24 protein-coding genes are annotated in these 25,436 nt (G+C 66.3%); 15 read left to right on the forward strand and 9 right to left on the reverse strand.

The annotated features are described in order from the left end of the window. Nucleotides 1-135: 135 nt before the first annotated feature. Entirely contained in the window at nt 136-1,569 is a 1,434-nt protein-coding gene (gene tldD / locus J2848_RS02550) for a metalloprotease TldD (RefSeq protein WP_149235478.1), read from the reverse strand. Nucleotides 1,570-1,815: 246 nt separating this feature from the next. Here tldD and J2848_RS02555 point away from each other — a divergent pair, with 246 nt between their 5' ends. The 10 genes from J2848_RS02555 to J2848_RS02600 all read left to right on the forward strand — a co-directional run bounded on the left by J2848_RS02555 (nt 1,816) and on the right by J2848_RS02600 (nt 11,834). Next, the gene (locus J2848_RS02555) at nt 1,816-3,195 is read left to right on the forward strand and encodes a DUF3422 family protein (protein WP_246194505.1); all 1,380 of its coding nucleotides are present in this window, start codon (nt 1,816-1,818) and stop codon (nt 3,193-3,195) included. Between the two features lie 577 nt (nt 3,196-3,772). Beyond that, nucleotides 3,773-4,621 (forward strand): cytochrome c oxidase subunit II, encoded by an 849-nt coding sequence (gene coxB / locus J2848_RS02560; protein WP_149235477.1) that lies wholly within the window; start codon nt 3,773-3,775, stop codon nt 4,619-4,621. Nucleotides 4,622-4,741: 120 nt separating this feature from the next. Beyond that, entirely contained in the window at nt 4,742-6,361 is a 1,620-nt protein-coding gene (gene ctaD / locus J2848_RS02565; RefSeq protein ID WP_149235476.1) for a cytochrome c oxidase subunit I, read from the forward strand. A 135-nt stretch (nt 6,362-6,496) separates the two neighbouring features. Next, nucleotides 6,497-7,408 (forward strand): heme o synthase, encoded by a 912-nt coding sequence (cyoE, locus tag J2848_RS02570; protein WP_149235475.1) that lies wholly within the window; start codon nt 6,497-6,499, stop codon nt 7,406-7,408. Beyond that, nucleotides 7,405-7,590, forward strand: coding sequence for a cytochrome c oxidase system small membrane protein (locus tag J2848_RS02575; RefSeq protein ID WP_149235474.1), 186 nt, complete (start codon nt 7,405-7,407; stop codon nt 7,588-7,590). The genes cyoE and J2848_RS02575 overlap by 4 nt, the downstream gene beginning before the upstream one ends. Beyond that, nucleotides 7,590-8,234 (forward strand): cytochrome c oxidase assembly protein, encoded by a 645-nt coding sequence (locus tag J2848_RS02580; protein WP_149235473.1) that lies wholly within the window; start codon nt 7,590-7,592, stop codon nt 8,232-8,234. The genes J2848_RS02575 and J2848_RS02580 overlap by 1 nt, the downstream gene beginning before the upstream one ends. Nucleotides 8,235-8,255: 21 nt before the next feature. After that, entirely contained in the window at nt 8,256-9,131 is an 876-nt protein-coding gene (locus J2848_RS02585; RefSeq protein ID WP_211103362.1) for a cytochrome c oxidase subunit 3, read from the forward strand. A gap of 33 nt (nt 9,132-9,164) precedes the next feature. Beyond that, the gene (locus J2848_RS02590) at nt 9,165-9,572 is read left to right on the forward strand and encodes a DUF983 domain-containing protein (protein WP_149235472.1); all 408 of its coding nucleotides are present in this window, start codon (nt 9,165-9,167) and stop codon (nt 9,570-9,572) included. Then, the gene (locus J2848_RS02595) at nt 9,569-10,369 is read left to right on the forward strand and encodes an SURF1 family protein (protein WP_149235471.1); all 801 of its coding nucleotides are present in this window, start codon (nt 9,569-9,571) and stop codon (nt 10,367-10,369) included. Before J2848_RS02590 ends, J2848_RS02595 begins: the two co-directional genes overlap by 4 nt. Next, nucleotides 10,347-11,834 (forward strand): carboxypeptidase M32, encoded by a 1,488-nt coding sequence (locus J2848_RS02600; protein ID WP_149235470.1) that lies wholly within the window; start codon nt 10,347-10,349, stop codon nt 11,832-11,834. The genes J2848_RS02595 and J2848_RS02600 overlap by 23 nt, the downstream gene beginning before the upstream one ends. A gap of 99 nt (nt 11,835-11,933) precedes the next feature. On the opposite strand, the gene trpE is transcribed toward J2848_RS02600, so the two are convergent. The 5 genes from trpE to J2848_RS02625 form a co-directional block, all read right to left on the reverse strand. After that, nucleotides 11,934-13,445, reverse strand: coding sequence for an anthranilate synthase component I (gene trpE, locus J2848_RS02605; protein WP_149235469.1), 1,512 nt, complete (start codon nt 13,443-13,445; stop codon nt 11,934-11,936). A 41-nt stretch (nt 13,446-13,486) separates the two neighbouring features. After that, nucleotides 13,487-15,367, reverse strand: coding sequence for a peptidylprolyl isomerase (locus J2848_RS02610; protein WP_149235468.1), 1,881 nt, complete (start codon nt 15,365-15,367; stop codon nt 13,487-13,489). Between the two features lie 231 nt (nt 15,368-15,598). Then, nucleotides 15,599-15,778 (reverse strand): CsbD family protein, encoded by a 180-nt coding sequence (locus J2848_RS02615; protein ID WP_109086593.1) that lies wholly within the window; start codon nt 15,776-15,778, stop codon nt 15,599-15,601. A 102-nt stretch (nt 15,779-15,880) separates the two neighbouring features. Continuing rightward, on the reverse strand, nt 15,881-16,219 hold the full coding sequence (locus J2848_RS02620; protein ID WP_149235467.1) for a hypothetical protein: 339 nt from the start codon (nt 16,217-16,219) through the stop codon (nt 15,881-15,883). A 22-nt stretch (nt 16,220-16,241) separates the two neighbouring features. Next, on the reverse strand, nt 16,242-16,457 hold the full coding sequence (locus J2848_RS02625; RefSeq protein WP_149235466.1) for a hypothetical protein: 216 nt from the start codon (nt 16,455-16,457) through the stop codon (nt 16,242-16,244). 185 nt (nt 16,458-16,642) lie between these two features. Here J2848_RS02625 and J2848_RS02630 point away from each other — a divergent pair, with 185 nt between their 5' ends. Next, nucleotides 16,643-16,984: a YnfA family protein gene (locus J2848_RS02630; RefSeq protein WP_149235465.1), complete on the forward strand. Its 342-nt coding sequence runs from the start codon at nt 16,643-16,645 to the stop codon at nt 16,982-16,984. Here the strand turns inward: J2848_RS02630 and J2848_RS02635 are convergent. Beyond that, a complete protein-coding gene (locus J2848_RS02635) occupies nt 16,956-17,201 on the reverse strand; it encodes a hypothetical protein (protein WP_149235464.1) in 246 nt (81 codons plus the stop codon). The genes J2848_RS02630 and J2848_RS02635 overlap by 29 nt on opposite strands. 609 nt (nt 17,202-17,810) lie before the next feature. Between J2848_RS02635 and J2848_RS02640 the strand changes: the two genes are divergently transcribed. The 3 genes from J2848_RS02640 to J2848_RS02650 all read left to right on the forward strand — a co-directional run bounded on the left by J2848_RS02640 (nt 17,811) and on the right by J2848_RS02650 (nt 22,136). After that, on the forward strand, nt 17,811-19,961 hold the full coding sequence (locus J2848_RS02640) for a putative bifunctional diguanylate cyclase/phosphodiesterase (protein ID WP_149235463.1): 2,151 nt from the start codon (nt 17,811-17,813) through the stop codon (nt 19,959-19,961). A gap of 95 nt (nt 19,962-20,056) precedes the next feature. Next, nucleotides 20,057-21,079, forward strand: coding sequence for a Fe(3+) ABC transporter substrate-binding protein (locus J2848_RS02645; protein WP_149235462.1), 1,023 nt, complete (start codon nt 20,057-20,059; stop codon nt 21,077-21,079). Nucleotide 21,080: 1 nt separating this feature from the next. Then, a complete protein-coding gene (locus J2848_RS02650) occupies nt 21,081-22,136 on the forward strand; it encodes an ABC transporter ATP-binding protein (RefSeq protein WP_149235461.1) in 1,056 nt (351 codons plus the stop codon). Between the two features lie 21 nt (nt 22,137-22,157). On the opposite strand, the gene J2848_RS02655 is transcribed toward J2848_RS02650, so the two are convergent. Further along, a complete protein-coding gene (locus tag J2848_RS02655; RefSeq protein ID WP_149235460.1) occupies nt 22,158-23,945 on the reverse strand; it encodes an ABC transporter ATP-binding protein in 1,788 nt (595 codons plus the stop codon). Nucleotides 23,946-24,120: 175 nt separating this feature from the next. On the opposite strand from J2848_RS02655, the gene J2848_RS02660 reads away from it, so the two are divergent. Then, nucleotides 24,121-25,128: a patatin-like phospholipase family protein gene (locus tag J2848_RS02660; RefSeq protein ID WP_149235459.1), complete on the forward strand. Its 1,008-nt coding sequence runs from the start codon at nt 24,121-24,123 to the stop codon at nt 25,126-25,128. Nucleotides 25,129-25,136: 8 nt separating this feature from the next. On the opposite strand, the gene J2848_RS02665 is transcribed toward J2848_RS02660, so the two are convergent. Further along, nucleotides 25,137-25,319: a hypothetical protein gene (locus tag J2848_RS02665; RefSeq protein WP_149235458.1), complete on the reverse strand. Its 183-nt coding sequence runs from the start codon at nt 25,317-25,319 to the stop codon at nt 25,137-25,139. Nucleotides 25,320-25,436: the final 117 nt, after the last annotated feature.

The following is a 25,436-nucleotide window of genomic DNA, read 5'->3' on the forward strand; positions in this document are numbered from 1 at the left end:
CGGAAAATTGAAAAACTCCGGCGCAACGATACCAATGCAATCGACCTGTCCAAGCACCAAATAGCGCGAGGGGCCGGACCGCCTACCCGGTCCGGCCCCATATTCAACGTACCGTGATCACGTCAACCCATGGCGTCAGGCGGCCGTGCCGCCGACCGTCAGGCCTTCCAGCTTCAGCGTCGGCTGGCCGACGCCGACCGGCACGCCCTGGCCGTCCTTGCCGCAGGTGCCGACGCCAGGGTCGAGTCGGCTGTCGTTGCCGATCATCGACACCCTGGTCAGGCTGTCCGGACCGTTGCCGATCAGGGTGGCGCCCTTCACCGCAGGGCCCAGCTTGCCGTCTTCGATCAGATAGGCCTCGCTGGCGGAGAAGACGAACTTGCCGTTGGTGATGTCCACCTGACCGCCGCCGAAGTTCTTGGCATAGATGCCCTTCTTGACCGAGGCGATGATCTCGTCCGGCGTGTGGTTGCCGTTGCGCATCACCGTGTTGGTCATGCGCGGCATCGGGTTGTAGGCGAAGCTCTGGCGCCGGCCGTTGCCGGTGGGGCGCATGCCCATCAGGCGGGCGTTCATGCGGTCCTGCATGAAGCCGACCAGGATGCCGTCCTCGATCAGGGTCGTGCACTGGCCGGGCGTGCCTTCGTCATCGACGCTGATCGAGCCGCGCGAGTTCTCGATGGTGCCGTCGTCGACGATGGTGACGCCGGGGGCGGCGATGCGCTGGCCCATCAGGCCGGAGAAGGCCGAAGTCTTCTTGCGGTTGAAGTCCCCCTCCAGCCCGTGACCGATGGCCTCGTGCAGCAGGATGCCGGGCCAGCCGCTGCCCAGAACCACCGTCATCTCGCCGGCCGGGGCGGGGACGGAGGACAGATTGACCAGTGCCTGCCGCAGCGCCTCGTCGACGAAGCCGCGCCAGGTTTCCGGCTGGATGTAGTGTTCATAGGTGACGCGGCCGCCGCCGCCATAGCCGCCGGTCTCCATCCGGTCGCCCTCGGCCACCACGACGGAGACGTTCAGGCGCACCAGCGGGCGCAGGTCGGCGACGCGGACGCCATCGGCGCGGATGATCTGCACCGCCTGCCATTCGCCGCTGATCGAGCAGCTGACCTGCCGCACCCGCTCGTCCTTGGCTCGGGCGTAGGCGTCGATATCGGCCAGCAGCTTCACCTTCTCTTCGAAGGGAACGAGGTGCAGCGGGTTGTCGGGGATATAGAGCGCGCGGTTGGTGCCGGCCGGCGGCTCCGCCAAAGTGCCGGTGTGGCCGGCCTGCACGGCGCGCACGGTGGCCGCCGCACGGCGGATGGCCTCCTCCGACAGGTTGCTGGCATGGGCGTAGCCGGTCGCCTCGCCGGCAATGGCGCGCAGGCCGAAGCCCTGGGTGGTGTCGAAGCTGGCGGACTTCAGCTTCCCATCGTCCCAGCCCAGCGACTCGCTCTGGGCGTATTCGAGGTAAAGCTCCCCATCGTCGGCACTGTGCAGGGCGTCCTGCACGACGCCTTCCACGCGGGCGCGGTCCATGCCGGCGCGGTTGAAGAAGAGATCGTCGGTGACGGCAAGCGCGCTCATGAAAACTCCGAACCTGTGATGGGGCGGAACCCGGTTTGAGGCGATTGCCGGCCGGATTCCATCGCCTGATTCCACGGTAGGACACAGTGTCATAGCGGGCGATCTCGCGCCCAGCCGTACGATGTGTTCTAACGGACAGACTATAGTGTGGCGACGCTGGCGCGATCCGGCAAGTTCGCCGATGCCGGATTGTGTAACCTGACGGCGGACGGGCCGGGGGGCGGTGCTGAGATGGCGGAGGGGATCATGACGGACGGAGCGGCGCGGACGATCACGGATACACTGAACCGCGCCGGCGCGCCTGGAGCCGGTGCCGCCATGGCCGGTCCACGCCCGTTGCGCGACCATCCGCTGCGCCAAACGCTGACCAACGAAGTCCATGCCCGACCACCCGAAGCGCTGACCTCGCCGGTGCGCGCCACCATGCTGGCGATGCTATCGGGCGAAGGGGCGGCGGAGGCCGACCGCCGGCATCTGGAGGCGCTGTGCGACTGGGCCGGCGTGGTCCGCCCGCCGCAGGGCGCCACCCACCACAGCGCATCCTTCGGCAGCTTCCACCTCAAGTGGGAACGGCATACCGAATTCTCGACCTGGACCGTCTTCCGTCCCAGCGCCATGCCGGCCAACGCCGTGGTCGACCCCTTCGTGGAGCCGGCGCTGCATGCCCTGCCGCGCGACTGGCTGGCCGGGCTGCCGGGTGAGTTGCTGGTCGGCATCCATGTCGCCGTGCTGTCCCCCGACACGCCGGAACCGTCGCCGAACATGATGGCGGCGATGTTCGGGTCGGAAAGCTATGTCGGGTCGCGAATCGCCGGTCGGTCGGCCACCGCCTGGACCGATTTCCGCATCCATGGCGACGGCTTCTCCCGCATGCTGGTCGCAGACCATTCAATGACGCCTCGCCAGACCGGCCGCGTCGTCCAGCGCCTGCTGGAGATCGAGACCTACCGTGTGCTGGCCCTGCTGGCCTTGCCGATGGCCCGCGGCGTGCTGCCGCGCATCGGCCCGATCGAGGCCGGGCTGTCCGAGGTGACAACGCGAATCGCCAGCCTGCGCGGCCTACAGGACGAGCGCGACCTGCTGGACCGCCTGACGCTGCTGGCGGCGCAGACCGAGCAGATCGCCGCCGAGACCGCCTACCGATTCGGCGCCGCCCGCGCCTATCACGAGCTGGTGGAGCGGCGAATTGAGGAACTGCGTGAAATCCGGATCGAGGGGTTGCAGACCGTCCAGGAATTCATGGACCGCCGCCTGACACCGGCGATCCGCACCTGCGAGGCGGTGGAGGAGCGGCTCGATTCGCTGTCACAGCGCGTCGCGCGGGCCAGCACGCTGCTGCGCACCCGCGTCGAGATCGCGGTGGAGGGACAGAACGCCGAACTGCTCCAGTCGATGGACCGCCGCGCGCAACTGCAGCTGCGCTTGCAGGAAACGGTCGAGGGGCTGTCGGTGGTGGCGATCAGCTACTATCTGGTCGGGATCGTCGGCTATGCAGCCAAAGGGCTGAAAGGTTTCGGGTTCAAGGTCGATCCCGACATGCTGGTGGGGGTGATGATCCCCATCGTCATCGCTTTCGTCTGGTCGGGCGTGCGGCGGATTCGCAAGGTATTGGTCGGGCGGCATTGAGGGGTAGGGTGGCGGTTTCGCTCCGTCTTCGAAGAGGAAAGCTGGTCACCCCGTCCAACCTCCCCCGCCCAGCGGAGGAGGTTGGACGGGTGCAAGCGCCTATAACCTTCGCCCATCTGGCCCGAGGCCCAGGCCTCACCCATTCTGATCACCTGAGTCGCGCCCACGCACCGCAACAATCCTGCATCTAACTCGGCGAGCCTCCTCATATCCTTTCCCAACTTCATCGCCGCAAAACTCAGCTAGTCCAACGGACTGCGGCGGAATGTCGCATGGCATGACCCCTGTGTCCGCTCAACCTCTGTTCCTACGGCTCATCGGAATGTGAGGAAAAGTCTATGCGAACAGTGGGAGAGAGGAAAGGCTTGTAACCCAGCGTGGCGCGGGGATAAGCTCCGGCTGCGGGTATATGTCACGCTAAGATGGCGTGATCCCTGCATAAACTGACGTTCGCTGATAAGCCCAACCATGGACCGCGCGAACAGAAACCGGTCCGGACCAACAGGGCGGAGGGAGCGTCGGCGGGAAGAGACGACCGCGGGCCATGACGAGCGTCGCGGCTAAGAAGGGGTTGGGGATGAGAAGGCAAAGCCTGTACGCCGCCGGCCTGGCGGCGGTCCTGTCGATGGTGGGCGGCTGGAGCACGGCCGTCCTGGCGAACGAGCCGCGGCCGTGGGAGATGGGCATGCAGCCCTCCGCCTCGCCGGTCAAACACCTGATGACCTCGTTCAACGACCTGCTGACCGTCATCATCACGCTGATCGTGATCCTGGTGGCGGGCCTGCTGGCCTACTGCGTCGTCCGCTTCAACGCGAAGAGGAACCCGGTCCCGTCGAAGACTTCGCACCATACGCTGCTCGAGGTCGCCTGGACCGTGGTCCCGGTCATCATCCTGATCGTGATCGCCGTTCCATCGTTCAAGCTGCTCTACGCGGCGGAGCGCATTCCGCAGGCCGACATGACCATCAAGGTCACCGGCCACCAGTGGTACTGGGATTACGAATATCCCGACCACGGCAACATCACCTTCTCCAGCTACATGATCGCCGACGCCGACCTGAAGCCCGGCCAGAAGCGCCTGCTGGAGGTCGACAACCGCGTGGTCGTGCCGGTCAACACCACCGTGCGCGTGCTGGTGACCGCCGGCGATGTGATCCATTCCTGGGCGGTTCCCGCCTTTGGCCTGAAGAAGGACGGCGTTCCCGGCCGCATCAACGAGACCTGGTTCAAGGCCGAGCGTGAAGGCGTCTATTACGGCCAGTGCTCCGAAATCTGCGGCACCAATCACGGCTTCATGCCGATCGCGGTCGAAGCCGTGTCGAAGGAGGCGTTTGACGCCTGGGTCGCCAAGGCCAAGACCGCGTTCGCGCCGAAGGACGGCGACCGCGACGTGGCTCAACGCCCGACCGGTACGCTGGTCGAATAAGCGGACTTCGCACAGCCCGCCAGCGGGAAGACGCGATAAGAAGAACCTAACCCAGTTGCCGCCGGTGCTTCGAAAAGACGGCATGGACGGCGCCCAGGGACAGCGACAAAGGGTAGAGACATGGCAAACGCCACACCGGGACATGGGGAGCATGGGGGAGACCATGCGCACGGGCATGACGATCATCACGTCCCCGGCTTCGTCCAGCGCTGGTTCTATTCGACCAACCACAAGGACATCGGCACGCTCTATCTGATCTTCTCGGTCATCGCCGGGCTGATCGGTGGTCTGTTCTCCGTCATCATGCGGGCGGAGCTTCAGTCGCCGGGGCTGCAGTTCGTTTCCGACGGCCAGATGTGGAACGTGCTGATCACGGCGCACGGCCTGATCATGGTGTTCTTCGTGGTGATGCCGGCGCTGATCGGCGGTTTCGGCAACTGGTTCGTGCCGCTCATGATCGGGGCGCCCGACATGGCCTTCCCGCGCATGAACAACATCAGCTTCTGGCTGATCGTGCCGGCCTTCCTGTTGCTGCTGGGCTCGGCCTTCGTCGGCACCGGCGCCGGCACCGGCTGGACGATCTACCCGCCGCTGTCCTCGCCATTGGGGCATAGCGGGCCGTCGGTCGACATGGCGATCTTCGCCCTGCATCTGGCCGGTGCCAGTTCGATCCTCGGTGCGGTGAACTTCATCACCACCATCTTCAACATGCGCGCCCCGGGCATGACGCTGCACAAGATGCCGCTGTTCGTCTGGGCGATGCTGGTGACCGCCTTCCTGCTGCTGCTGGCTGTGCCGGTGCTGGGCGGCGCCATCACCATGCTGCTGACCGACCGCAATTTCGGCACCACCTTCTTCAATCCCGAAGGCGGCGGCGACCCGATCCTGTTCCAGCATCTGTTCTGGTTCTTCGGCCACCCCGAAGTCTACATCATGATCCTGCCGGCCTTCGGCATCATCAGCCACATCATCTCGACCTTCTCCAAGAAGCCGGTGTTCGGCTATCTCGGCATGGCCTACGCCATGGTCGCCATCGGCGTGGTCGGCTTCGTCGTGTGGGCGCACCACATGTACACGGTCGGTCTGGACGTCAACACCAAGGCTTACTTCACCGCCGCCACCATGATCATCGCGGTGCCGACCGGCGTGAAGATCTTCTCCTGGATCGCCACAATGTGGGGCGGCTCGATCGACTTCAAGGTGCCGATGCTGTGGGCGATCGGCTTCATCTTCCTGTTCACCGTCGGCGGCGTCACCGGCGTGGTGCTGGCGAACGGCGGCCTCGACAACTATATGCACGACACCTACTACGTCGTGGCGCACTTCCACTATGTGCTGTCGCTGGGGGCGGTGTTCTCGATCTTCGCCGGCTGGTATTACTGGATCGGCAAGATGTCGGGGCGGCAGTATCCGGAGTTCTGGGGCAAGGTCCATTTCTACACGACCTTCATCGGCGTCAATCTGGTATTCTTCCCGCAGCACTTCCTGGGCCTGTCGGGCATGCCGCGCCGCATCCCGGACTATCCGGATGCCTTCTGGGGCTGGAACATGATCTCGTCGCTGGGCGCCTATATCTCCTTCGCCTCCACGCTGCTGTTCGTCTGGATCGCCTGGAAGACCCTGCGCAGCGGCGAACGTGTGCCGGGCGCCTATTGGGGTCCGCAGGCCGGCACGCTGGAGTGGACGGTCAGCTCGCCGCCTCCGTTCCATGCGTTCGAGACGTTGCCCCAGGTGAAGTAAGCGTGCTAACGGGCGGGCGTCGCCGAGAAGGAGGCGCCCGCCCGATACAGAGGACCAAGCCGAGCAGCCCGAAAATGGGCGCCGGCGTGGAGGGTGCCGGGGTGACGACCCGGGGTTAGAAGACAAGGACCTGACATGACGGACGTGACGAACGAACTGACGCTCAACCACACCGGAGGGGCGTCGGCCGGTGACTTCATCGAGTTGCTCAAGCCGCGGGTCATGTCGCTTGTGGTCTTCACTGGGCTGGCCGGCATCGTGCTGGCGCCCGGCCACATCCACCCCTTCCTGGCTGTGGTCGCCGTGCTGTGCATCGCCGTCGGTGCCGGCGCATCGGGTGCCATCAACATGTGGTACGACCGCGACATCGACGCGGTGATGACCCGCACGGTGAAGCGTCCGATCCCGTCGGGCCGGGTGGAGCCGGCGGAGGCTCTCGGCTTCGGCGTCACCCTGTCGGTTCTGTCCGTTGTGGTGATGGGGCTGGCGGTGAACTGGACGGCGGCGGCTCTGCTGGCGCTCACCATCGGCTTCTATGTCTTCGTATACACCATGTGGCTGAAGCGCCGGACTCCGCAGAACATCGTGATCGGTGGGGCCGCCGGCGCCTTCCCGCCGATGATCGGCTGGGCCGCGGTGACCGGCACGGTCGACCTGCCGTCCGTCCTGCTGTTCCTGCTGATCTTCCTGTGGACGCCGCCGCATTTCTGGGCTCTGGCGCTGTTCCGCAACGGCGACTACACCCGCGCCGGCGTGCCGATGATGCCGGTGGTGGCGGGGGAGGCGGCGACCAAGCGGCAGATGCTGCTCTACACGCTGATCCTGCTGCCGGTGGCTGCGGCACCGTATTTCGTCGGCATCGCCGGGCCGGTCTATCTGGCGGCGTCGGCCATCCTAGGGCTGATGTTCGTCGGTTGCGCCGTTCGTGTCCTGCGGGCCTCCGACGACAAGCCGGCCAAGAAGATGTTCGGCTTCTCGATCCTGTACCTGTTCCTGCAGTTCGCCGTGATGATGGGCGAGCGGTTGATCCTTGGAGGGTGGGCATGACGGTGATGGAACGCGAAGACCTATCCGATACCCGCAACTCCGTCGAAGAGCAGCGTCGGCAGGAGGCCGACCTGCGGGCCAGGAAGCTGCGCGGCCGCAATCTGGCTGTGCTGGCGGCACTGCTGGCGCTGGTTGTCCTGTTCTATGCGATCACCGTCGTGCGGATGGGCGGGGCGCACTGATGGCCGGGCGAGACGACAGGCTGCGCCGCCGCAACCGCCTCGTCCTCGGCTCCCTGTTCGGGCTGGTGGCGGGGATGATCGGGCTGACCTACGCGTCGGTCCCGCTCTACAACCTGTTCTGCGCGGTGACGGGGTTCGGCGGCACGACCCAGCGGGCGGAGCAGGCCGCGGCGCGTGTCGTCGACCGCAAGGTGACCGTCCGCTTCAACGCCGACACCAACGCCGCCCTTCCCTGGTCCTTCAAGCCGGAGCAGAAGGATCTGGAGCTGAAGCTGGGCGAGACCGGCTTCGCCGCCTACCGGGCGGAGAACCGGGGGAAGACCGCCACCGTCGGGACGGCGGTCTACAACGTCACGCCGGAAAAAGTGGGCGCCTATTTCAACAAGCTGCAGTGCTTCTGCTTCACCGAGCAGATCCTGGAGCCCGGCCAGACCGTCGACATGCCGGTGACCTTCTTCGTCGACCCGTCGATGGCCGACGATCCGAACATGGACGACGTGAGCACCATCACGCTGTCCTACACCTTCTTCCGCGCCAAGGACAGCGAGGCCAGGCTGGCACAGCATACGGTCGCCGCACCCGTGTCCGGGGCACCGGGGGCAAGCAAACAAAAGGCGGAGCCGGGGGCGACCGCCACAAACTGAACCATATGGGGTAGTGAGACGATGGCCGACATCACCCACGGGCAAATGCCGCACGCCGAACCATCAGCCCATGAACCGGGCGCCGGCATCCCGCATCCCTACCATCTGCTGAAGCCCAGTCCCTGGCCGCTGATCGGCGCCTTTTCCGGCGGGCTGCTGGCGACGGGGCTGGTCATCTTCATGCATGGCGGCGGCAAGCTGCTGATGATCCTGGGCGTGCTGGCCATCCTGGTGACGATGTTCGGCTGGTGGCGGTCGGTCATCCGGGAATCGGTGGTGGAGCATGCCCACACCCCGGTGGTGAAGATCGGTTTGCGCTATGGCATGGCGCTGTTCATCGCGTCGGAGGTGATGTTCTTCGCCGCCTTCTTCTGGGCCTTCTTCCATGCGGCGCTGGAACCGAAGGTGTCGCCGATCAACCCTGACGCCGTCTGGCCGCCACCCAACGTGCATGTCATCGATCCGTTCGACATGCCGCTGATGATGACGCTGACTCTGCTGCTGTCGGGTGTCACCGTGACCTGGGCGCACCATGCCATCCTGGAGGGGCAGAACCGCACGGCAGCCAAGGCGCTGGGCCTGACCGTGCTGCTGGGCGCGCTGTTCACCTTCTTCCAGGGCTATGAGTACGTCCACGCCGCCTTCAAGTTCACCGACGGCATCTTCCCGTCGACCTTCTACATGGCAACCGGCTTCCACGGCTTCCATGTGCTGGTCGGCACCATCTTCCTCGCCGTCTGCTGGGTGCGGACGGTGAAGGGCCATTTCACCCCGCAAAGCCATTTCGGTTTCGAGGCGGCGGCCTGGTACTGGCATTTCGTCGACGTGGTCTGGCTGTTCCTGTTCGTGTCGGTTTACTGGTGGGGTGGGCATGGTGGCGTGATCGCTGCCCACTGACGCCATCGATGCCGTGCCGTTCCGGCGGCCCATATGTCTGCCGGAACGGTCCGAACGGGAGGTGATGGCGTGATCGATCTGTATCCGAGAGTTTCCCCGTTATCGGCGGGGCTTCGCTCCGTCTGCCCGCGTTGCGGCAAGGGGCGTCTGTTCGACGGCTACCTGACGGTGGCGGAGCGCTGCAATGTCTGCGATCTGGATTTCTCCCAGGTCGACAGCGGCGATGGGCCGGCGGTCTTCCTGATCTTCATTCTGGGTTTCCTGGTGGTGCCGGTGGCGCTCTGGGTTTCCATGACGGTCGACTGGCCGTTATGGCTTCATGCCATCGTCTGGAGCATCGTGGTGTTGGGTTTGACGCTGGGCATGCTTCGGCCGGCCAAGGCTTATGTGGTCGCTCTCCAGTACCGTTATCGTCGAAGCGAAGTGGAGAAAGGCTCTTGAGTGCCACTGCCGTGGAACCGGCGGAGCGGAAGCGTTTCCGCCCTTCGCTGGGGGCGACGGTGTTTACGCTGGCCGGGCTGGCGGTGACCATCGGGCTTGGCACGTGGCAGTTGGAACGGCTGTACTGGAAACAGGAGCTGATCGCCCGGATCGCCCGGCAGATGGCCGAAGCGCCGGTCCCGTTGCCCGCCCGTATCGACGATCCCACCGCGTGGGAGTTCCGGCCGGTGACGATCACCGGGCGTTTCCTGAACGACAAGGACATGCTGCTGATCGCCCGCCCGCATCAGGGGCAGGTCGGCTATGAGGCGCTGACGCCGCTTCAGCGTGCCGACGGGGCCGGCGTCGTGTTGGTCAACCGCGGTTTCGTGCCGATGGACCGCCGCGATCCGGCCACCCGGGCCGCCGCGCGGGTGGAGGGGGAGGTGAGCGTCAAAGGCATCGTCCGCGTGCCGCAGCCGCCCGGCTTTTTCCAGCCCGGCAACGGCAACCCGGCGCCCGGTTCCGCCTGGATGCGCGCCGACCCGCCGGCCATGGCGGCGGCACTGTCACTGAGCAGCGTGGCTCCTGTGGTGATTGAGATGTTGCCGGGGCAGGGGAGCGGGCTGGCTGGGGCGCCCGCCGGAACCCTGGCTGGAATCGAGCCGCGGGTGGAATTGCCGAACAACCACCTCCAGTATGCCTTGACCTGGTATGGGCTTGCGGTGACGCTCGCCGGGATCTACGTGCTGTCACAGCGCAAGCGCGCCGACACCGGAACCGACGGACGACCCGATGACCGCATATCAGGAGCTTGAACGCCGCCACGCCCGCATCGCCGCCATCGGCGATGCGCTGGGCATTCTCGGCTGGGACACCCAGACGATCATGCCGGAGGGTGCCAATGACAGCCGGGCGGAGCAGACCGCGACCCTGTCGGTGATCGCGCACGAACTGGCGACCGACCCGCGTATGGGTGACCTGCTGGCGGAGGCGGAGAGTGACGACAGCCTCGACGCCTGGCAGCGCGCCAACCTGCGCGAGATGCGCCGTCATCACATCCAGGCCACCGCCGTTCCCGCCGATCTGGTGGAGGCGACCAGCAAGGCGGTGTCGGTCTGCGAGATGACTTGGCGCGTCGCGCGGGCGGAGAGCGACTATGCCAAGCTGCTGCCTTCGCTGACCGAGGTTCTGGCCCGCGTGCGCGAGGGGGCGGAGGCGCTGGGCTCCGTGATGGGGATCAGCGCCTATGACGCACTGCTCGACAGCCACGATCCCGGCGCGCGGGCGGAGCGCATCGACGTGCTTTTCGCCGATCTGTCCAGCTTCCTGCCCGATCTGATCGGCCGTGTGCTCGACCAACAGGCGGCGGCTCCTGCGGTGATGGAACCGCAGGGGCCGTTCCCGGTGGAAAAGCAGCGCGAGCTTGGCGTCCGCATGATGGAGCGGCTGGGCTTTGACTTCCGCCGCGGCCGGCTGGACGTATCGCTGCACCCCTTCTGTGGCGGGGCGACCGGCGATGTGCGCATCACCACCCGCTATGATGAGGCGAACTTCACCGACGCGTTGATGGGTATCCTGCACGAGACCGGCCATGCGCTGTACGAGCAGAACCGCCCGCGCACGCGGCTGAGCCAGCCAGTGGGCCAGTCGCGCGGCATGGCGGTGCACGAGAGCCAATCGTTGCTGATGGAGATGCAGGCCTGCCGCTCGGCGGAGTTCATCACGTGGCTGGCGCCGGTGGTGCGCGAGACCTTCGGCGGAGAGGGCGCAGCCTGGGAGGCCGACAATCTGCGCCGCCTCTACAGCCGGGTGGAGCGCGGATTCATCCGCGTCAATGCCGATGAGGTCACCTATCCCGCCCACATCATCCTGCGCTATCGCCTGGAGAAGGCGCTTGTCGCCGGTGACCTGACGCTGCCGGATCTGCCGGGCGCCTGGAATGACGGCATGGCGGAACTGGTCGGGGTGGTGCCGCCGAACGACCGGCTGGGCTGTTTGCAGGACATCCACTGGCCGGGCGGCGGCTGGGGCTATTTCCCCAGCTACACACTGGGGGCCATGACGGCGGCGCAGCTGTTTGACAGTGCCCGCAGCGCCGATCCGGAGATCGTCCCGGCCCTGTCGCGCGGCGAGTTCGCGCCACTGGTGAATTGGCTGCGGGTGAACGTGCATGAGACGGGCTGCTTCCACGCCTCTGGCGACGAACTGCTGAGGGCGGCGACCGGCCGGCCATTGGATGCGTCGGTGTTCAAGCGGCATCTGGAGCGGCGGTATCTCTGACCGCCTGTTCGCGGGAGTCGCTCCGTTCGCTCGCAACCGTCCCTGCACGAAAAAGGCCGCCCATGAGGCGGCCCTTTTCGTGCAGCGTAAATGTGGAGATTACCCCCGCGCGGTGGTGCGCAGGGTCTCTTCGGCGGCGCGGATCAAGGCCATCGACTTGTTGACCGTCTCCTGATATTCGGCCTCCGGGTCGCTGTCGGCAACGACGCCGCCGCCAGCCTGGACATACATCATGCCGTCCTTCAGCACGGCGGTGCGCAGCGCAATGCAGGTGTCCATGGCGCCAGACGCGCCGAAATAGCCGACGCAGCCGGCATAGACGCCGCGACGGGCCTTCTCCAGCTCGTCGATGATCTCCATGGCGCGGACCTTGGGCGCGCCGGACACCGTGCCGGCGGGGAAGCCGGCGACCAGCGCGTCGAGCGCGTCGAACTTCGGGTCGAGTTCACCCTCGACGTTGGAGACGATGTGCATGACGTGGCTGTAAAGCTCCACGATCATCTTGGCTGTGACCTTGACCGTACCAACCTTCGCCACCCGGCCGACATCGTTGCGGCCGAGGTCGAGCAGCATCAGATGTTCGGCCAGTTCTTTGGGGTCGCTCAGCAGATCGGCGGCCAGCGCCTCGTCCTCCGCCGTGGTGGCGCCGCGCTTGCGGGTGCCGGCGATCGGACGGACTGTCACCTTGCCGTCGCGCACGCGCACCAGGATTTCCGGGCTGGAGCCGACGACGGTCAACTCGCCGAAGTCGCAGTGGAACAGGAAAGGCGACGGATTCAGGCGACGCAGCGTGCGGTACAGCGCCAGAGGCGACGGCTTGAAGGGGAAGCGGATGCGCTGGGACGGCACGACCTGGAAGATGTCGCCGGCGCGGATGTACTCCTTCGCCTTCTCCACGATCGCGTGATACTCCTCGCGCGTCGTGTTGGAAGTCCATGCCAAGGGCAGACCGTTCTCCGCCCGAGGCTCCCGCCGGTAGGGCAGGGGACGTTCCAGGTCGGCCAGCGCGTCGGTCAGCCGTTCCCGGGCGTCGGCATAGGCGGTGGCGGCATCCTTGCCGGCCTTCGGCCACACCGGCGTCACCAGCGTAATCGAATCGGTGTGGCTGTCGAAGATGGCGACGATGCTGGGCCGGGTCAGGATCGCGTCCGGGATGTTCAGCTCGTCCGGATTGTTGTCCGGCAGCCGCTCCATCAGGCGCACCATGTCGTAGGTCATGTAGCCGAACAGGCCGGCCGCCATCGGCGGCAGTTCTTCCGGCAGTGGAATCCGGCTTTCGTTGATCAGCGCGCGCAACTCATCCAGCGGCGCCCGGCCGAGAGGCCGGAAGGCGTCGCGGTCGTGCAGGGCGTCGCGGTTGATCTCTGCCTTGTTGCCGCGCGACCGCCACACCACGTCCGGCTTGAAGCCGATCACCGAATAGCGGTCGCGCCGCGACCCCGCCCCGCGTTCCGCCGATTCCAGCAGGAAACCAAATGGACGCCCGTCCGCCAGCTTCATGTAGGCGGAGACCGGGGTCTCCAGATCGCTGACCAGCGTGGTCCACACCACCTGCGGCCGACCGGCGGCGTAAGCGGCATCGAAGCTGGTGATATCGGGCTGGACCTTCACGGCACGAGACCTCTTGGATTGCTGTCGGCTAAGCCGAAGCCTCAGTTGCTGGCGAAGAACTGGTCGATGCGCTGGCGATGGATGCGGACCGGATACTTATCACGCAGCGCGTTGGTGAACTCAGCCAGCAGATCGTTCTGCATCCCCTGTTCGACCGAGGCACGGACCGGGGCCAGATCGGCATCGGCGGCCTTCGGATCGGCCGGGATGACCTCCTTCAGGCGGGTGACCACCTGGGCATCGGCGGTGTTGCCGGTGACGACCTCGTTCGGCTTGGCGGCAAACAGCTTGGCGACCATCTCGGCCGGCAGGCCCTGCACCGACTGGGTGTCGCGGGTGAAGGGGCTGGTCATGGCGAAACTGGCGCCGGCCTGGGTGGCGACGTCCTGGGCGGCGGCCTCGGCCCCCTGCTTCAGGCGGGCGGCGATCTCTTCCGCCTTCTTGGCGGCGCGCTCGGCGCGCTGTTCCTGCTGCCAGTCGGCGATGACCTGATCGCGCACGTCGGCCAGCGGGCGGACGGCGGCGGGGATCACGCTGTCGACGCGGACAGCGGTGAAATTGCTGCCCTCGCCCTCGGTCAGGTTGGAGGTGGCGCCGGTCTTGAGCTGGAAGGCGTTGGGGAGCAGCGCCTTCAGACCGGGCAGGTCAGGGGCGGCGTCCTTGCCGTCCGGAGCCTTTCCGGTGCTGTCGATGGCGGCGACCTTGCTCAGCACCAGACCCTGGGCCTGGGCGACCTCGTCCAGCGACGCGCCGCTGGCCAGTTGGTCCTCGACACGGTTGGCGATGGAGAAGACGGAGTCGAGCGCCTGCTCCTTCTTCAACTCGGCAGCCAGCTGGTCCTTCACATCCTCGAAGCTCTTGGTCGAGGCCGGGGTGACGCCGGTGACGGCCATGACGTGCCAGCCGAGCGCGCTCTTGATCGGGTCGGAGGTCTTGCCGGCCTCCATCGCGAAGGCGGCATCGCCGATTTCCGGCAGGTCGGACTTGGCGATGTTATCCAGAGTGACCGGCTCGACGCCGGCGTCCTTGGCGGCTTCGGCCAGACCCTTGGTCTTGGCGGCCTCGGCGATCTGCTTGGCCTTCGCCTCGTCGTCGATCACCACCATCTGCACGTTGCGCTTTTCCGGGGCGCCGAACTCGTTCGCACGCTCCTCATACGCTTTGCGGAGTTGGGCATCGTCGATCTTGATGTCCTTCGCCAGCGCATCGGGTGACAGGCGGGCGACCGTCAGGGCGCGGTATTCCGGGGCGGTGAAGCGGACCTGATGGTCCTCGTAAGCCTGCTTGATCGTCGCATCGTCCGGCACGCCGACATCGCCGATGGAGGCGTTGGGCAGCGTCACCACCTCGGCCACGCGCTTTTCGCCACGGTACCGGTAGAGGTCCTGCACCAGCGGCTGCGGCGGAGTCAGGCCGGCGGACACCGCACCGGCGACCAGCTGGCGGGCGGTCTCGCGCTGGACCATCGCGACATAGCCGTCCTCGGTCAGCTGGTTGTTACGCAGCACCGACCGGAAGACGTTGGGATCGAATTGGCCCTGCTGGTTGCGGAAGGCCGGCTCGTCGGCGATGCGCATGCGGACCACCTCCGGCCCTACGGCGATGCCCATGTCGGTCGCGGCGAGGTCGAACAGGGTGCGCTGGATCAGCGACTGCAGCGACTGCTCCAGCAGGCCGAAGCGCTTGGCCTGCTCGGCGGTCAGGTTGCCGCCCAGCATCGGGCGCAGCCGTTCCATCTGCCGGCGGAATTCCTGGTCCAGCGCCTGCTGCCCGATCTCCACCTTGCCGACTTCGGCGACGGTGGTGGGGGTAGTGGAGCGGAACACGTCGCCGATCCCCCAGATGCCGAAGCTGAGGATCAACAGCACGAACAGGATCTTGACGACCCAGGAGCCGGCGAAATTGCGGATGAACTGGAGCATGGGACCCGAATCTAAGCGCGTCGTTCGGCCATCCGGCCGGGGCGGCGCATCATAGATAGGGGAGGGTGGGGCGGCAACAGCCCATTTCCGGGTCGGCGAACTCCGCCGGTGTCCGGCCCGCAGGTGACTTACAGACGAATGCCCCGGCCCTGCACGCGAATGCGGGGCCGGGGCGTCCGATGGTCACGTCACCTCAGCGAACCCTTGCGGGTGCCGGGGTTCCGTCGGCGATCACTTCAGCGCGTCGCGCACCGAGTCCTTGGCGCCGCCAATGGTGTTCTGAACCTTGCCGGCGGCCTTCTCGCCGCGGCCTTCGGCTTCGGTCTTGGTGTCGCCGGTCAGCTTGCCTGCCGCTTCCTTGATGGAACCCTTGATGGAGCGGGCAGCGCCCTCGATCCGGTCCTTGTCCATGCTGGCAACCTCCTGTGTGTTGGTTATGCCGGGACAACAGGACGGAAGACGAAAGGGTCCATTAATAATATTACACGAAAGACAAACAGGCCGCCGTCGCGCTCACGCCCGGCGCGGTCCGTCGATTCCACGGTCGGGCCTGCGTGCGGGCACGCCTCCGTCACCTCCCATATTCGAGCTCATCGGTCCGGCGCTGTGACGGTGCAGGGCAGCCAGTTGCAGGGCATGGTGGGTGATCTGGCTACGGAAATCGCGATCGACGCGGCTGAAGGCGCTGAAGGCCAGTCTCACCGCCGCCGGGGATCGGGTGCGCAGCGCCTCTTTCAGGGCATCGCGCAAGGTGCGCAGTTCCAGGATGCCGGGGACGAAGGCCATCTCGACCGCCTCCGCCAAAATCCCCACAGAACACAGTGTGGCTTCGTCATCGAGCGTCAGGCTCAATCCGCGTATTCTCCAGCCGTGATCAGGAACCCAGCAGATCCACCACTGCCGTCAGGCAACGGCTATGGGACAGGCAGGCCTCGCAACGGCCGGCCATCGGACGCGGATCCGGGCAGTGCTTGTTCCGCAACGCTTCCAGCCCCTGGAACAGGATGTGCTTCTTCGCGTCCGAAATCACGTCGGTGGCCCGGATCGTTTCGATGGCATCCCGCATCGGGTTGGTCGCGTCTATGAACATCGCAGTATGCCTCCCTCAGGGCGAATTTATGCCGCACCCCCGTCCAAGTCCATGAATGTACTGTAATATTAGGGCGTCAAATTGAAACGAGCTGTGGCGCATTTCAGCGGCGCGCGACGCATTGACGCCGGAAGATGCGGCCGGCAGCATCCTGCCGCAGATGACGGGCGCGAAACGGAGCGAGAATGGAGCGGACGCTGGGTGTGACGCTGGCGGTGTATGGCGTGGCGGCGCTGGCGGAAATCGCCGGCTGCTTCGCCTTCTGGGCCTGGATCAGACTGGGGCGGAGCACATGGTGGGCTCTCCCCGGCATGGCCAGCCTGTGCCTGTTCGCCTGGCTGCTGACGCGGGCCGACGCTGATTTCGCGGGGCGGGCCTATGCTGCTTACGGCGGCGTCTACGTCGCAGCGTCGCTGCTGTGGCTCTGGCTGGTCGAGGGGGCGCCGCCGGACCGCTGGGACGCGGTCGGCGCGCTGATCTGTCTGGCCGGTGCGGTGCTTATTCTGGCCGGCCCGCGCGGGGGGTGAGCGCGGACGATACCGGCCGGAAGACCGAACGTTGCAGAGCCGGGCCGTTCACCAGCACCAGCCGGCCGCCGTCCACCCGCAGATAGGCGCCGACACGCACCCGGCGGCGAAGGATATCGTCGTTGAGCATGATCTGCGCATCGGCCAGAGACAGCGGGCTGCCCTGGTAGTACGCACGGCCATCGGCGTGTCGGATCTGGCTGAATGCGCTGGTCATGACGGAATGCTCCCAATCGTTTTTTCTCGAACCGTGGACCGTTGGCGGATCCGACGTGCGGCCGCCAACCGACCTGCTGTCGGTCGTTGCAGCCGTTGTCGGGAAAACGCCTGGGACCTCCGGTTTATTCCTCCATCAGGCACAAAGAGGCGGGGCAGGCGAAAAATGGCGGGACGAAGCCGGTATCTGGGCCGGTATCAGGGGGTACCGTGCGGGGCTGTCGGCGAACATCTTGAGGGGAATACCGCCTCAGGTCCAGAATGCCGCGCCCAATGCCTCCGAATTGTCGCAGGGCGTACGCGCAAAAGCTGTAGTGGTGCGCCGTATGGCGGCAGTCTGTCTCCGAAACCGCGGCATGCATTGAACCATGTCAATCGCGCTTCGGACTCCAACCGTTAGAGTGTGGACGCGTCACGGCAAGCCGGTTGCGGAAATGTCCTGCATTTACGCGTTCGCTTGGCGTTGGAAAAGATACCGGACGGGGTCATAATACCACCATCGGGTATCCGCTTCTGCCGCCAGGACATCCTGCGGTGCATCATCAGCCCAGCCATCCCGGCGGGACAGAGAAAAGCGGATCGTTTCGTGGACCTACAACCGGCGGATCAGATGAACGGTTCCGAGTGCAGCGGTTCCGATGTGGCGCAAGCCGCCGGAATGCCGCGCGATCCGGCCTTTCTGGCCTCGCTGGCCGCCAGCCTGCTCGACGATGGCGGGATGGCTCTCGTCTATCTCGACCGCAACCGCGTCTGCCGCCATGCCGACCCGCATTTCGCCGCGGCGCTCGACCGGTCGCCGGCGGACCTGATCGGCCGCCCGCTGGCCGGCATCGATCACCCGGTCATCGTGGCGCTGGCAACTGCCATTGCGGCCATCGGCGAGTCGCCGGCGCACGGCTCCGCCCCGGTCGATTGCCCGACGGTCGACTGTGACGGCCGCCGTTCGATCCTCAGCGGCAGCGTGATCGCCCATCGCGACGAGGCCGGGACGACGCTCGGCTATCTCGGCACCTTTCACCGGACCGGCGATCCCGACCGCATCGCCGAATTCGTGACCTGCCGCGACTCCTTCATTGCCACTCTGCTGGATGCGGCGGTCGACGGCATCATCGTGTCCGACCGCAGCGGCATCATCCGTTCCGTCAATCGCGCCTGTTGCCGTCTGTTCGGCTATGAGGACAGCGAACTGATCGGGCGGAACATGGCCATCCTGATGCCGCCGCCCTTTTCGCGCGACCACAACCGCTACATCGATACCTATATGCGGACCGACCGGGCCAAGATCATCGGCATCGGCCGCGACACGCTGGGCCAGCGCAAGGACGGCACGGTGTTCCCCATCCATCTCAGCGTCGGCGAGGCGCGGCTGGGGGAAGAGGTCACCTTCGTCGGCATCATCCGCGACATTTCCGAACGTCTGGCGGCGGAACAGCGGGCCTCCTACCTCGCGCGGCACGACCCGCTGACCGGCGTGCTGACCCGCACCGCCTTCCTGGAGGATTGCGAGGTCCTGTTCGCCGGCCACCGTGGCGATGGAGCGGCTAGGGGGGCGGATGGCGGAATGTTCGCGCTGTTCTCGCTGGACGTCGACCAGTTCAGCGACGTGAACGAAGCCTTCGGCTTCCATGTCGGCGACGCCGCGCTGAAGGCGATGGTCAGCCGGGTGACAGAGGTGCTGCCGCCCAACACCATCATCTGCCGCATTGCCGCCGATGAATTCGCAGCGCTGTCACGGGTGACCGACGCCGATCATGCCTGCACGCTGGCGGGCGTTCTGCACGACCGGTTGACCGCCTCGATCTATGCCGACCGCCATTGGGTGCGGCTACGCCTGTCGGTCGGTGCCGCGATGCAGGACGATGCGGTCGGCACGCTGGAGGATCTGAACGCCAAGGCCAAGCTGGCCTTGCAGGCGGTGCAGCACAATGGCGGCAATGCCGTCTGTTTCTACACGCCGGAAATGGCGGCGGCGGCGACGCGGCGGATGATGCTGACCATGCATCTGACCCACGCCATCGAACGCAACGAACTGCGCCTCGTCTACCAGCCCATCGTCGACAAGGCCGGACGGGTCCGTTCGGCGGAGGCGTTGCTGCGCTGGGACCATCACGCGCTGGGGCCGGTTTCGCCCGGGGAGTTCATTCCGGTCGCCGAGGAAAGCGGCCTGATCGTTCCGATCACCGACTGGGTACTGTCCACCGCCATCGCCCAGATGTCGGCGTGGGAGACGGAGGGCGTGCTGCCCGACCGCGTCTTCCTTAACATCTCCGGCCAGCAGTTCCTGCGCGGCAATCTGACCCTCCGGCTGGAGGAGTTGCTGGGCGAGCATCCGTCTCTGCGCAGGCATCTGGGTCTGGAGATTACCGAACAGGCGGCGGTGCGCGACCTGAAGGTGGCGGTGCGAACGCTTGGCGAACTTGCCCAACTGGGCATCCAGGCGGCCATTGACGATTTCGGTTCCGGCTATTCCTCGCTCAGCTATGTGCAGCAGTTGCCGGTGGCGAAGCTGAAGATCGACCGCGCCTTCGTCATCGACGTGCCGGAAAACCCCAAGAGCAACGCGCTGGTCCGCGCCGCCGTCGGCATGGCACACGGCCTCGGCCTGACCACCGTGGCGGAAGGGGTGGAGACGGCGGAGCAGCGCGATTTCCTGGTATCTGTCGGCTGCGACATGATGCAGGGCTATCTGTTCGGCCGGCCGATGGTGCCCGAGGCGCTGGCCGACATGGTGCGTGCACAGGCTGCTCCGCTCGCCGGCTGATCCCTTCCCAAAGTGAATCCCGTCTCGACAGCATCGGCTGCAACTGATATCCATTCTCATGGATTTGAGAGCTGTTCGCAGTCCGGGAGTGATGGATGTTCATCGACAAGATCGCTGGAGTTGCTTTTGCCGTCTGCGCCTTGACCGCCTTTTCGGTTCAGGCACAGGAAGTCAATATCTACAACTCGCGGCATTACAATACCGACCGAGTGATCTATGAGACCTTCACGAAGTCGACCGGAATCAAGGTCAACATCATTGAAGGCAACCACGATGAACTGATCCAGCGCATGAAGTCGGAGGGCGCCAGCAGCCCGGCCGACCTGTTCATCACCGTCGATGCCGGCCGTCTGGCCGCCGCCGCGAAGGAAGGGCTGCTTGCCCCGGTCAGCTCGCCGCAGTTGGATTCGGTGAAGGTGCCGGCGAACCTGCGTGACCCGAACGGTGCCTGGTGGGGGCTGTCCAGCCGCGCCCGCGTCGTCGTCTATGCCCGCGACCGGGTGAAGCCGGAGCAGATCAAGGATTACGAGGACCTCGCCAAGCCGGACTGGAAGCACCGCGTCCTGACCCGCAGCGGCACCCATCCCTACAGCCTGGCCCTGACCGCTTCGATGATCGAAGCACTGGGCGAGGAGAAGGCGGAGGAGTGGGTGAAGGGCCTCGTCGCCAATCTTGCCCGTCCGCCGCAGGGCGGCGACACCGACCAGATCAAGGCGGTGGCGGTGGGCGAGGGCGACGTCGCCATTGCAAACACTTATTACGTCGGCAAGATGATCACCTCGACCAAGCAGGAGGACCGTGAGGTCGCGTCCAAGGTCGGCGTGATCTTTCCCAACCAGGGCAACCGCGGCACCCATGTGAACCTCAGCGGCGCCGGCGTGGTGAAGACCTCCAAGAATCAGGAGAATGCCCGCAAGCTGCTGGAATATCTGCTGAGCCCGGAGGCCCAGCGGCAGTTCGCCGACGGCAACATGGAATATCCGGTCAACCCGGCGGTCCAGCCGCATCCAGAGCTGGTGAAGCTCGGCAGCTTCAAGGCGGCCGAGGTGAATGCGGCCTCCTTCGCGGCCCACACGCCGCAGGCGTTGCGCATCATGGACCGTGCCGGCTGGAAGTAAGATGACCGACGCGCTTCTTCCTTCCGTCGTCCTATCCGGCATCACCCACCGCTATGGACAACTGACCGCGGTCGACGACATCTCGCTGTCGGTGGCGCCAAAAGAGGTGGTGTGCATCGTCGGCCCGTCCGGCTGCGGCAAGTCGACCCTGCTGCGCCTGATCAGCGGGCTGGAGACGGTCCAGACGGGCGAGATCGCCGTGGATGGGCAGGCGCTCGCCACCGTTAACCGGTCGCTGCCGCCGGAAAAGCGGCCGGTCGGCATGATGTTCCAGGACTTCGCCCTGTTTCCCCACCTGACGGTGGCGGGCAACATCGCCTTCGGCCAGACCGACCGTCCGCGCGCCGAACGCAGGCGCCGGGTGGAGGAACTGCTGGAGATGATGGCGCTGACCCGCTATGCCGACGCCTACCCGCACACCCTGTCGGGTGGCCAGCAGCAGCGGGTGGCGCTGGCCCGTGCCATGGCGCGCGACCCGAAGGTCCTGCTGCTCGACGAGCCGTTCTCCGCGCTGGACGAGCAGCTTCGCCGGTCGGTGCGGGAAGAGGTGGTGCGGATCATCCGTGCCAGCGGCATCGCCACCATCGTGGTCACTCACGACCCGGAAGAGGCAATGGAGATGGGCAACCGCGTGGTGGTGATGGAGGCCGGACGCATCGTCCAGGCCGACACGCCGGTTACCCTCTATCGGCGCCCGGCCAACAGCTTCGTCGCCCGCCTGTTCGGTGAGGTGAACCGCTTCGAGGCGACGGTGCGCGACGGTCAGATCGTCACCCCGCTTGGCCGGATCATGGCGCCCGGCCTGCCCGGCGGCACCAAGGTCGAGGTCGCCTGCCGGGTGGAGGATCTGGAACTGGTGCCGCTGGGCGCCCGACCCGACGCCGTGCCGGTGCGGGTGCGGCATTCCAGCTTCCTGGGGCCGGCGACGCGGGTCTGCCTGGACCTTGGTGGGGCTGAGGTCCACGTGCGCCTGCCGGGCCATGTCGACGTGCGCGCCGGCGAGGAACTGTCCGCCGCGATGGCGGCCGAACGGGTGATGGTGTTTCCGGCGGGGTGAGGCAGCGTCGGGCGGAACGCCTCACGCTTCCGCCCGCACCTCGTCCTCGCCGAACTGCAACCGGCACAGCCGGGCATAGGCGCCGTCGGTGGCCAGCAGCGCCTCGTGGGTGCCCTGCTCGATGATGCGGCCGCCTTCCATCACAACGATGCGGTCGGCATTGCGCACGGTGGCCAGCCGGTGGGCGATCACCAGCGTGGTGCGCCCTTCGGTCAGCCGCTCCAGCGCCGCCTGCACCAGACGTTCCGATTCGCTGTCGAGCGCGCTGGTCGCCTCGTCCAGCAGCAGGATCGGCGCGTCCTTCAGGAAGGCGCGGGCCAGCGCCAGACGCTGGCGCTCGCCGCCCGACAGCTTGACGCCGCGGTCGCCGATCACCGTGTCGTAGCCCTCCGGCAGCTTCGACACGAAGTCATGCGCGGCGGCGGCCTTCGCGGCGGCGATCACGTCGTCCATCCCGGCATCGAGACGGCCGAAGCAGATGTTCGCCCGCACCGTGTCGTTGAACAGCACCGTGTCCTGGCTGACGATCGACACAGCACCGCGCAGGCTGCGCATCGTGGCGCCGCGGACATCCTGTCCGTCGATCAGCACCTCGCCCCCCGTCACATCATAGAGGCGCGGGATCAGATTGAAGACGGTCGACTTGCCGGCGCCGCTACGCCCGACCAGCGCTACCGTGCTGCCGGCCGGCACGTCCAGGTCGATGCCCTTCAGCGTGTCGGCCCCGGCCTCATAGGAGAAGCGGACGCCACGAAGGGCGACGGAACCCTTGGAGATGGAAAGCGGCTTGGCGCCCGGCTGCTCGACGATGGTCGGCTGCTGGTCCAGCAGTTCGAAGATGCGCTGGGCGGCGGCCAACCCTTCCTGCAAGGCGGCGTTCAGCGTGCCGATGGCGCGCACCGGCTGGGCCGCCATCAAAAGCGCGCCGACGAAGCCGGAAAAGGCGCCGACCGATCCTTCGCCCAGCGTCATGCGATAGCCGGCGAAGGCGATCACCCCCGCCACCGCGACGCCGCCCAGCACCTCCATCATCGGGTCGATGCGCGAGCGGGCGCGCACCGCCTTCATGGTCAGCAAGTAGTTGTCGTGGAAGGCGCGTCCGGCGCGGGCGCGCTCATAGTCTTCGAGGTTGTAGGTCTTGACCATGCGCGCGCCCGAAAGGCTTTCGGTCAGCAGCGAGGTCATGTCGCCCATCTGTGCCTGGGTGTCGCGCGACACGCGGCGCAGGCGCTTGCCGATGCGCACGATGGGCACGGCCGCGATGGGGTAGATGATGAAGACGATCAGCGACAGCAGCCAGTCCAGATAGAACATCGACCCGACCAGCGCGATCACCGTCAGGATGTCGCGCACCAGCCCGGTCAGTGTACGGGACAGCGCATTGCGGATCAGGTCGACGTCGTTGATGAAGCGGGAGGTCAGCGATCCGGTGGGCGTGGCATGCAGCTGCGCCATGTCGGCGGTTTGCAGATGCGCGAACATCGCCAGCCGGATGTCGGCGATGATCCGCTGGACGATGTCGCTGGTCACCACCGTTTGGGAATAGAGCGACGCGCCCTTGATGATCGTCACCGCGACGATGGCGAGCGGAATCGCCAGGAGCATGCCGCGATCCTGGGCGGAGAACATGGCATAGGACTGGTCGATCAGCAGCGGATAGGCGCCGGTGGTCGCCGCCACCACCGCCATCAGCACGAAGGACAGCAGCAGCTTGCCGCGATAGGGGCGCACCCATTCGCGCCACATCCGGGCCGCCAGCCGTTCGGTCGCCGCATCCAGGCGCAGGGGCTTGCCGCTCTTGTTCGTCACGGTCGCATCCGATCTCTTGTCCGATGGGGATGGCTTAGCCCATGGGCTTCGGCTTTGTCCACCGGTCGAGATGATGGCCCCGGCGCTGGTTACAAGCTTCGTTTACCGGTTCCGTGGAAAGCTGCGGATGATCAGGGCGGCGAACACGTGCCGCCGGGGGAGAGGGAGAAGGCGCATGCCGAACGGATTTAGCCCCAATGTCGGACTTAACGGCGGTTCACGGCGTCCGCGCATCGGTCTGGCGCTGGGCGGCGGGGTGGCGCGCGGCTGGGCCCATATCGGGGTGCTGCGGGCGCTGAAGCGCTATGGCATCGAGGCCGATATCGTCTGCGGTTCATCGGTCGGGGCGCTGGTCGGTGGCGTCCATCTGGCGGGCAAGCTCGACACGCTGGAAGAGTGGGTGCGCACGCTGACCCGGATGAAGATCGTCGGCTATCTGGATCTGCGGTTGCGCCAGGGCGGCGGGCTGATCGGCGGCGACCGGCTGCTGGCGGAGCTGCGAATGCATCTCGGCGACGTGCGGATCGAGGAACTGCCATGCCCTTATGCCGCCGTCACCACTGATCTGGTGACCGGCCACGAGGTGTGGCTGCAACGGGGCGAACTGGTCGATGCCATGCGGGCGTCCTTCTCGCTGCCAGGGGTGTTTCCGCCGGTGTCGATCGACGGGCGCTGGATGATCGACGGCGCGCTGGTCAACCCGGTGCCGGTGTCGGCCTGCCGGGCGCTGGGCGCGCAGATGGTGATCGCCGTCAATCTGGCCGGAGACATTTTGGGCAAGGCGCGCAAGCCCGGATCGAGCGTGCCGACCGCCGCCGGCTTCGACCTGCTGCGGCTGGTCGAAGACGAGGCGCCGGACCACCGCCCACCAAGCGGCATCGGCGCCCTGACGCGCCGGATCTTCCGCCGCGACTATGAGGGGCCGAGCCTGTTCGGCGTGATGGTCTCCTCGCTGGGCATCGTCACCGACCGCATCACGCGGTCGCGGCTTGCCGGCGATCCGCCCGACGTGCACATCGTGCCGCGGCTGGGCCATATCGGGCTGACCGAGTTCGACCGTGCCGATGATTGCATCCGCGAGGGCGAGGCGGCGGTGGAGCGCGTCCTGCCGGACCTGCACGACGCGCTCGCCGTCTTCGCGACCGGCCCGCGCGAATCGACGCGCACGCCGGTGCGGGACTGACGGGTTCCTTAGTGGTCGATTGCGGTGCCCAGCGCCGCACCACCCAGGCCGCCGATCACGGCGCCGCGGGTGCCATCAATCGCGTAACCACCGGCCGCACCGGCCGCACCGCCGACCACGCCGCCAGTCGAGCAGGCGGTGATGGAAAGAAGCGCGAACACCGCACCGATCAGACGCAAACGGGACATCATGCTACCCTCCACGTGTTGACTGTTCGGTCTCTAAACACGCGGGATCGCATTTTGCTTCCATCCTCCCCTGATCTTTTGGCTCTGCCCCTTGGGAGGAACTTCTTCACCTCTTAAGCG

This window comes from Azospirillum lipoferum (assembly GCF_024170005.1).
Taxonomy (GTDB): Bacteria; Pseudomonadota; Alphaproteobacteria; order Azospirillales; family Azospirillaceae; genus Azospirillum; species Azospirillum lipoferum.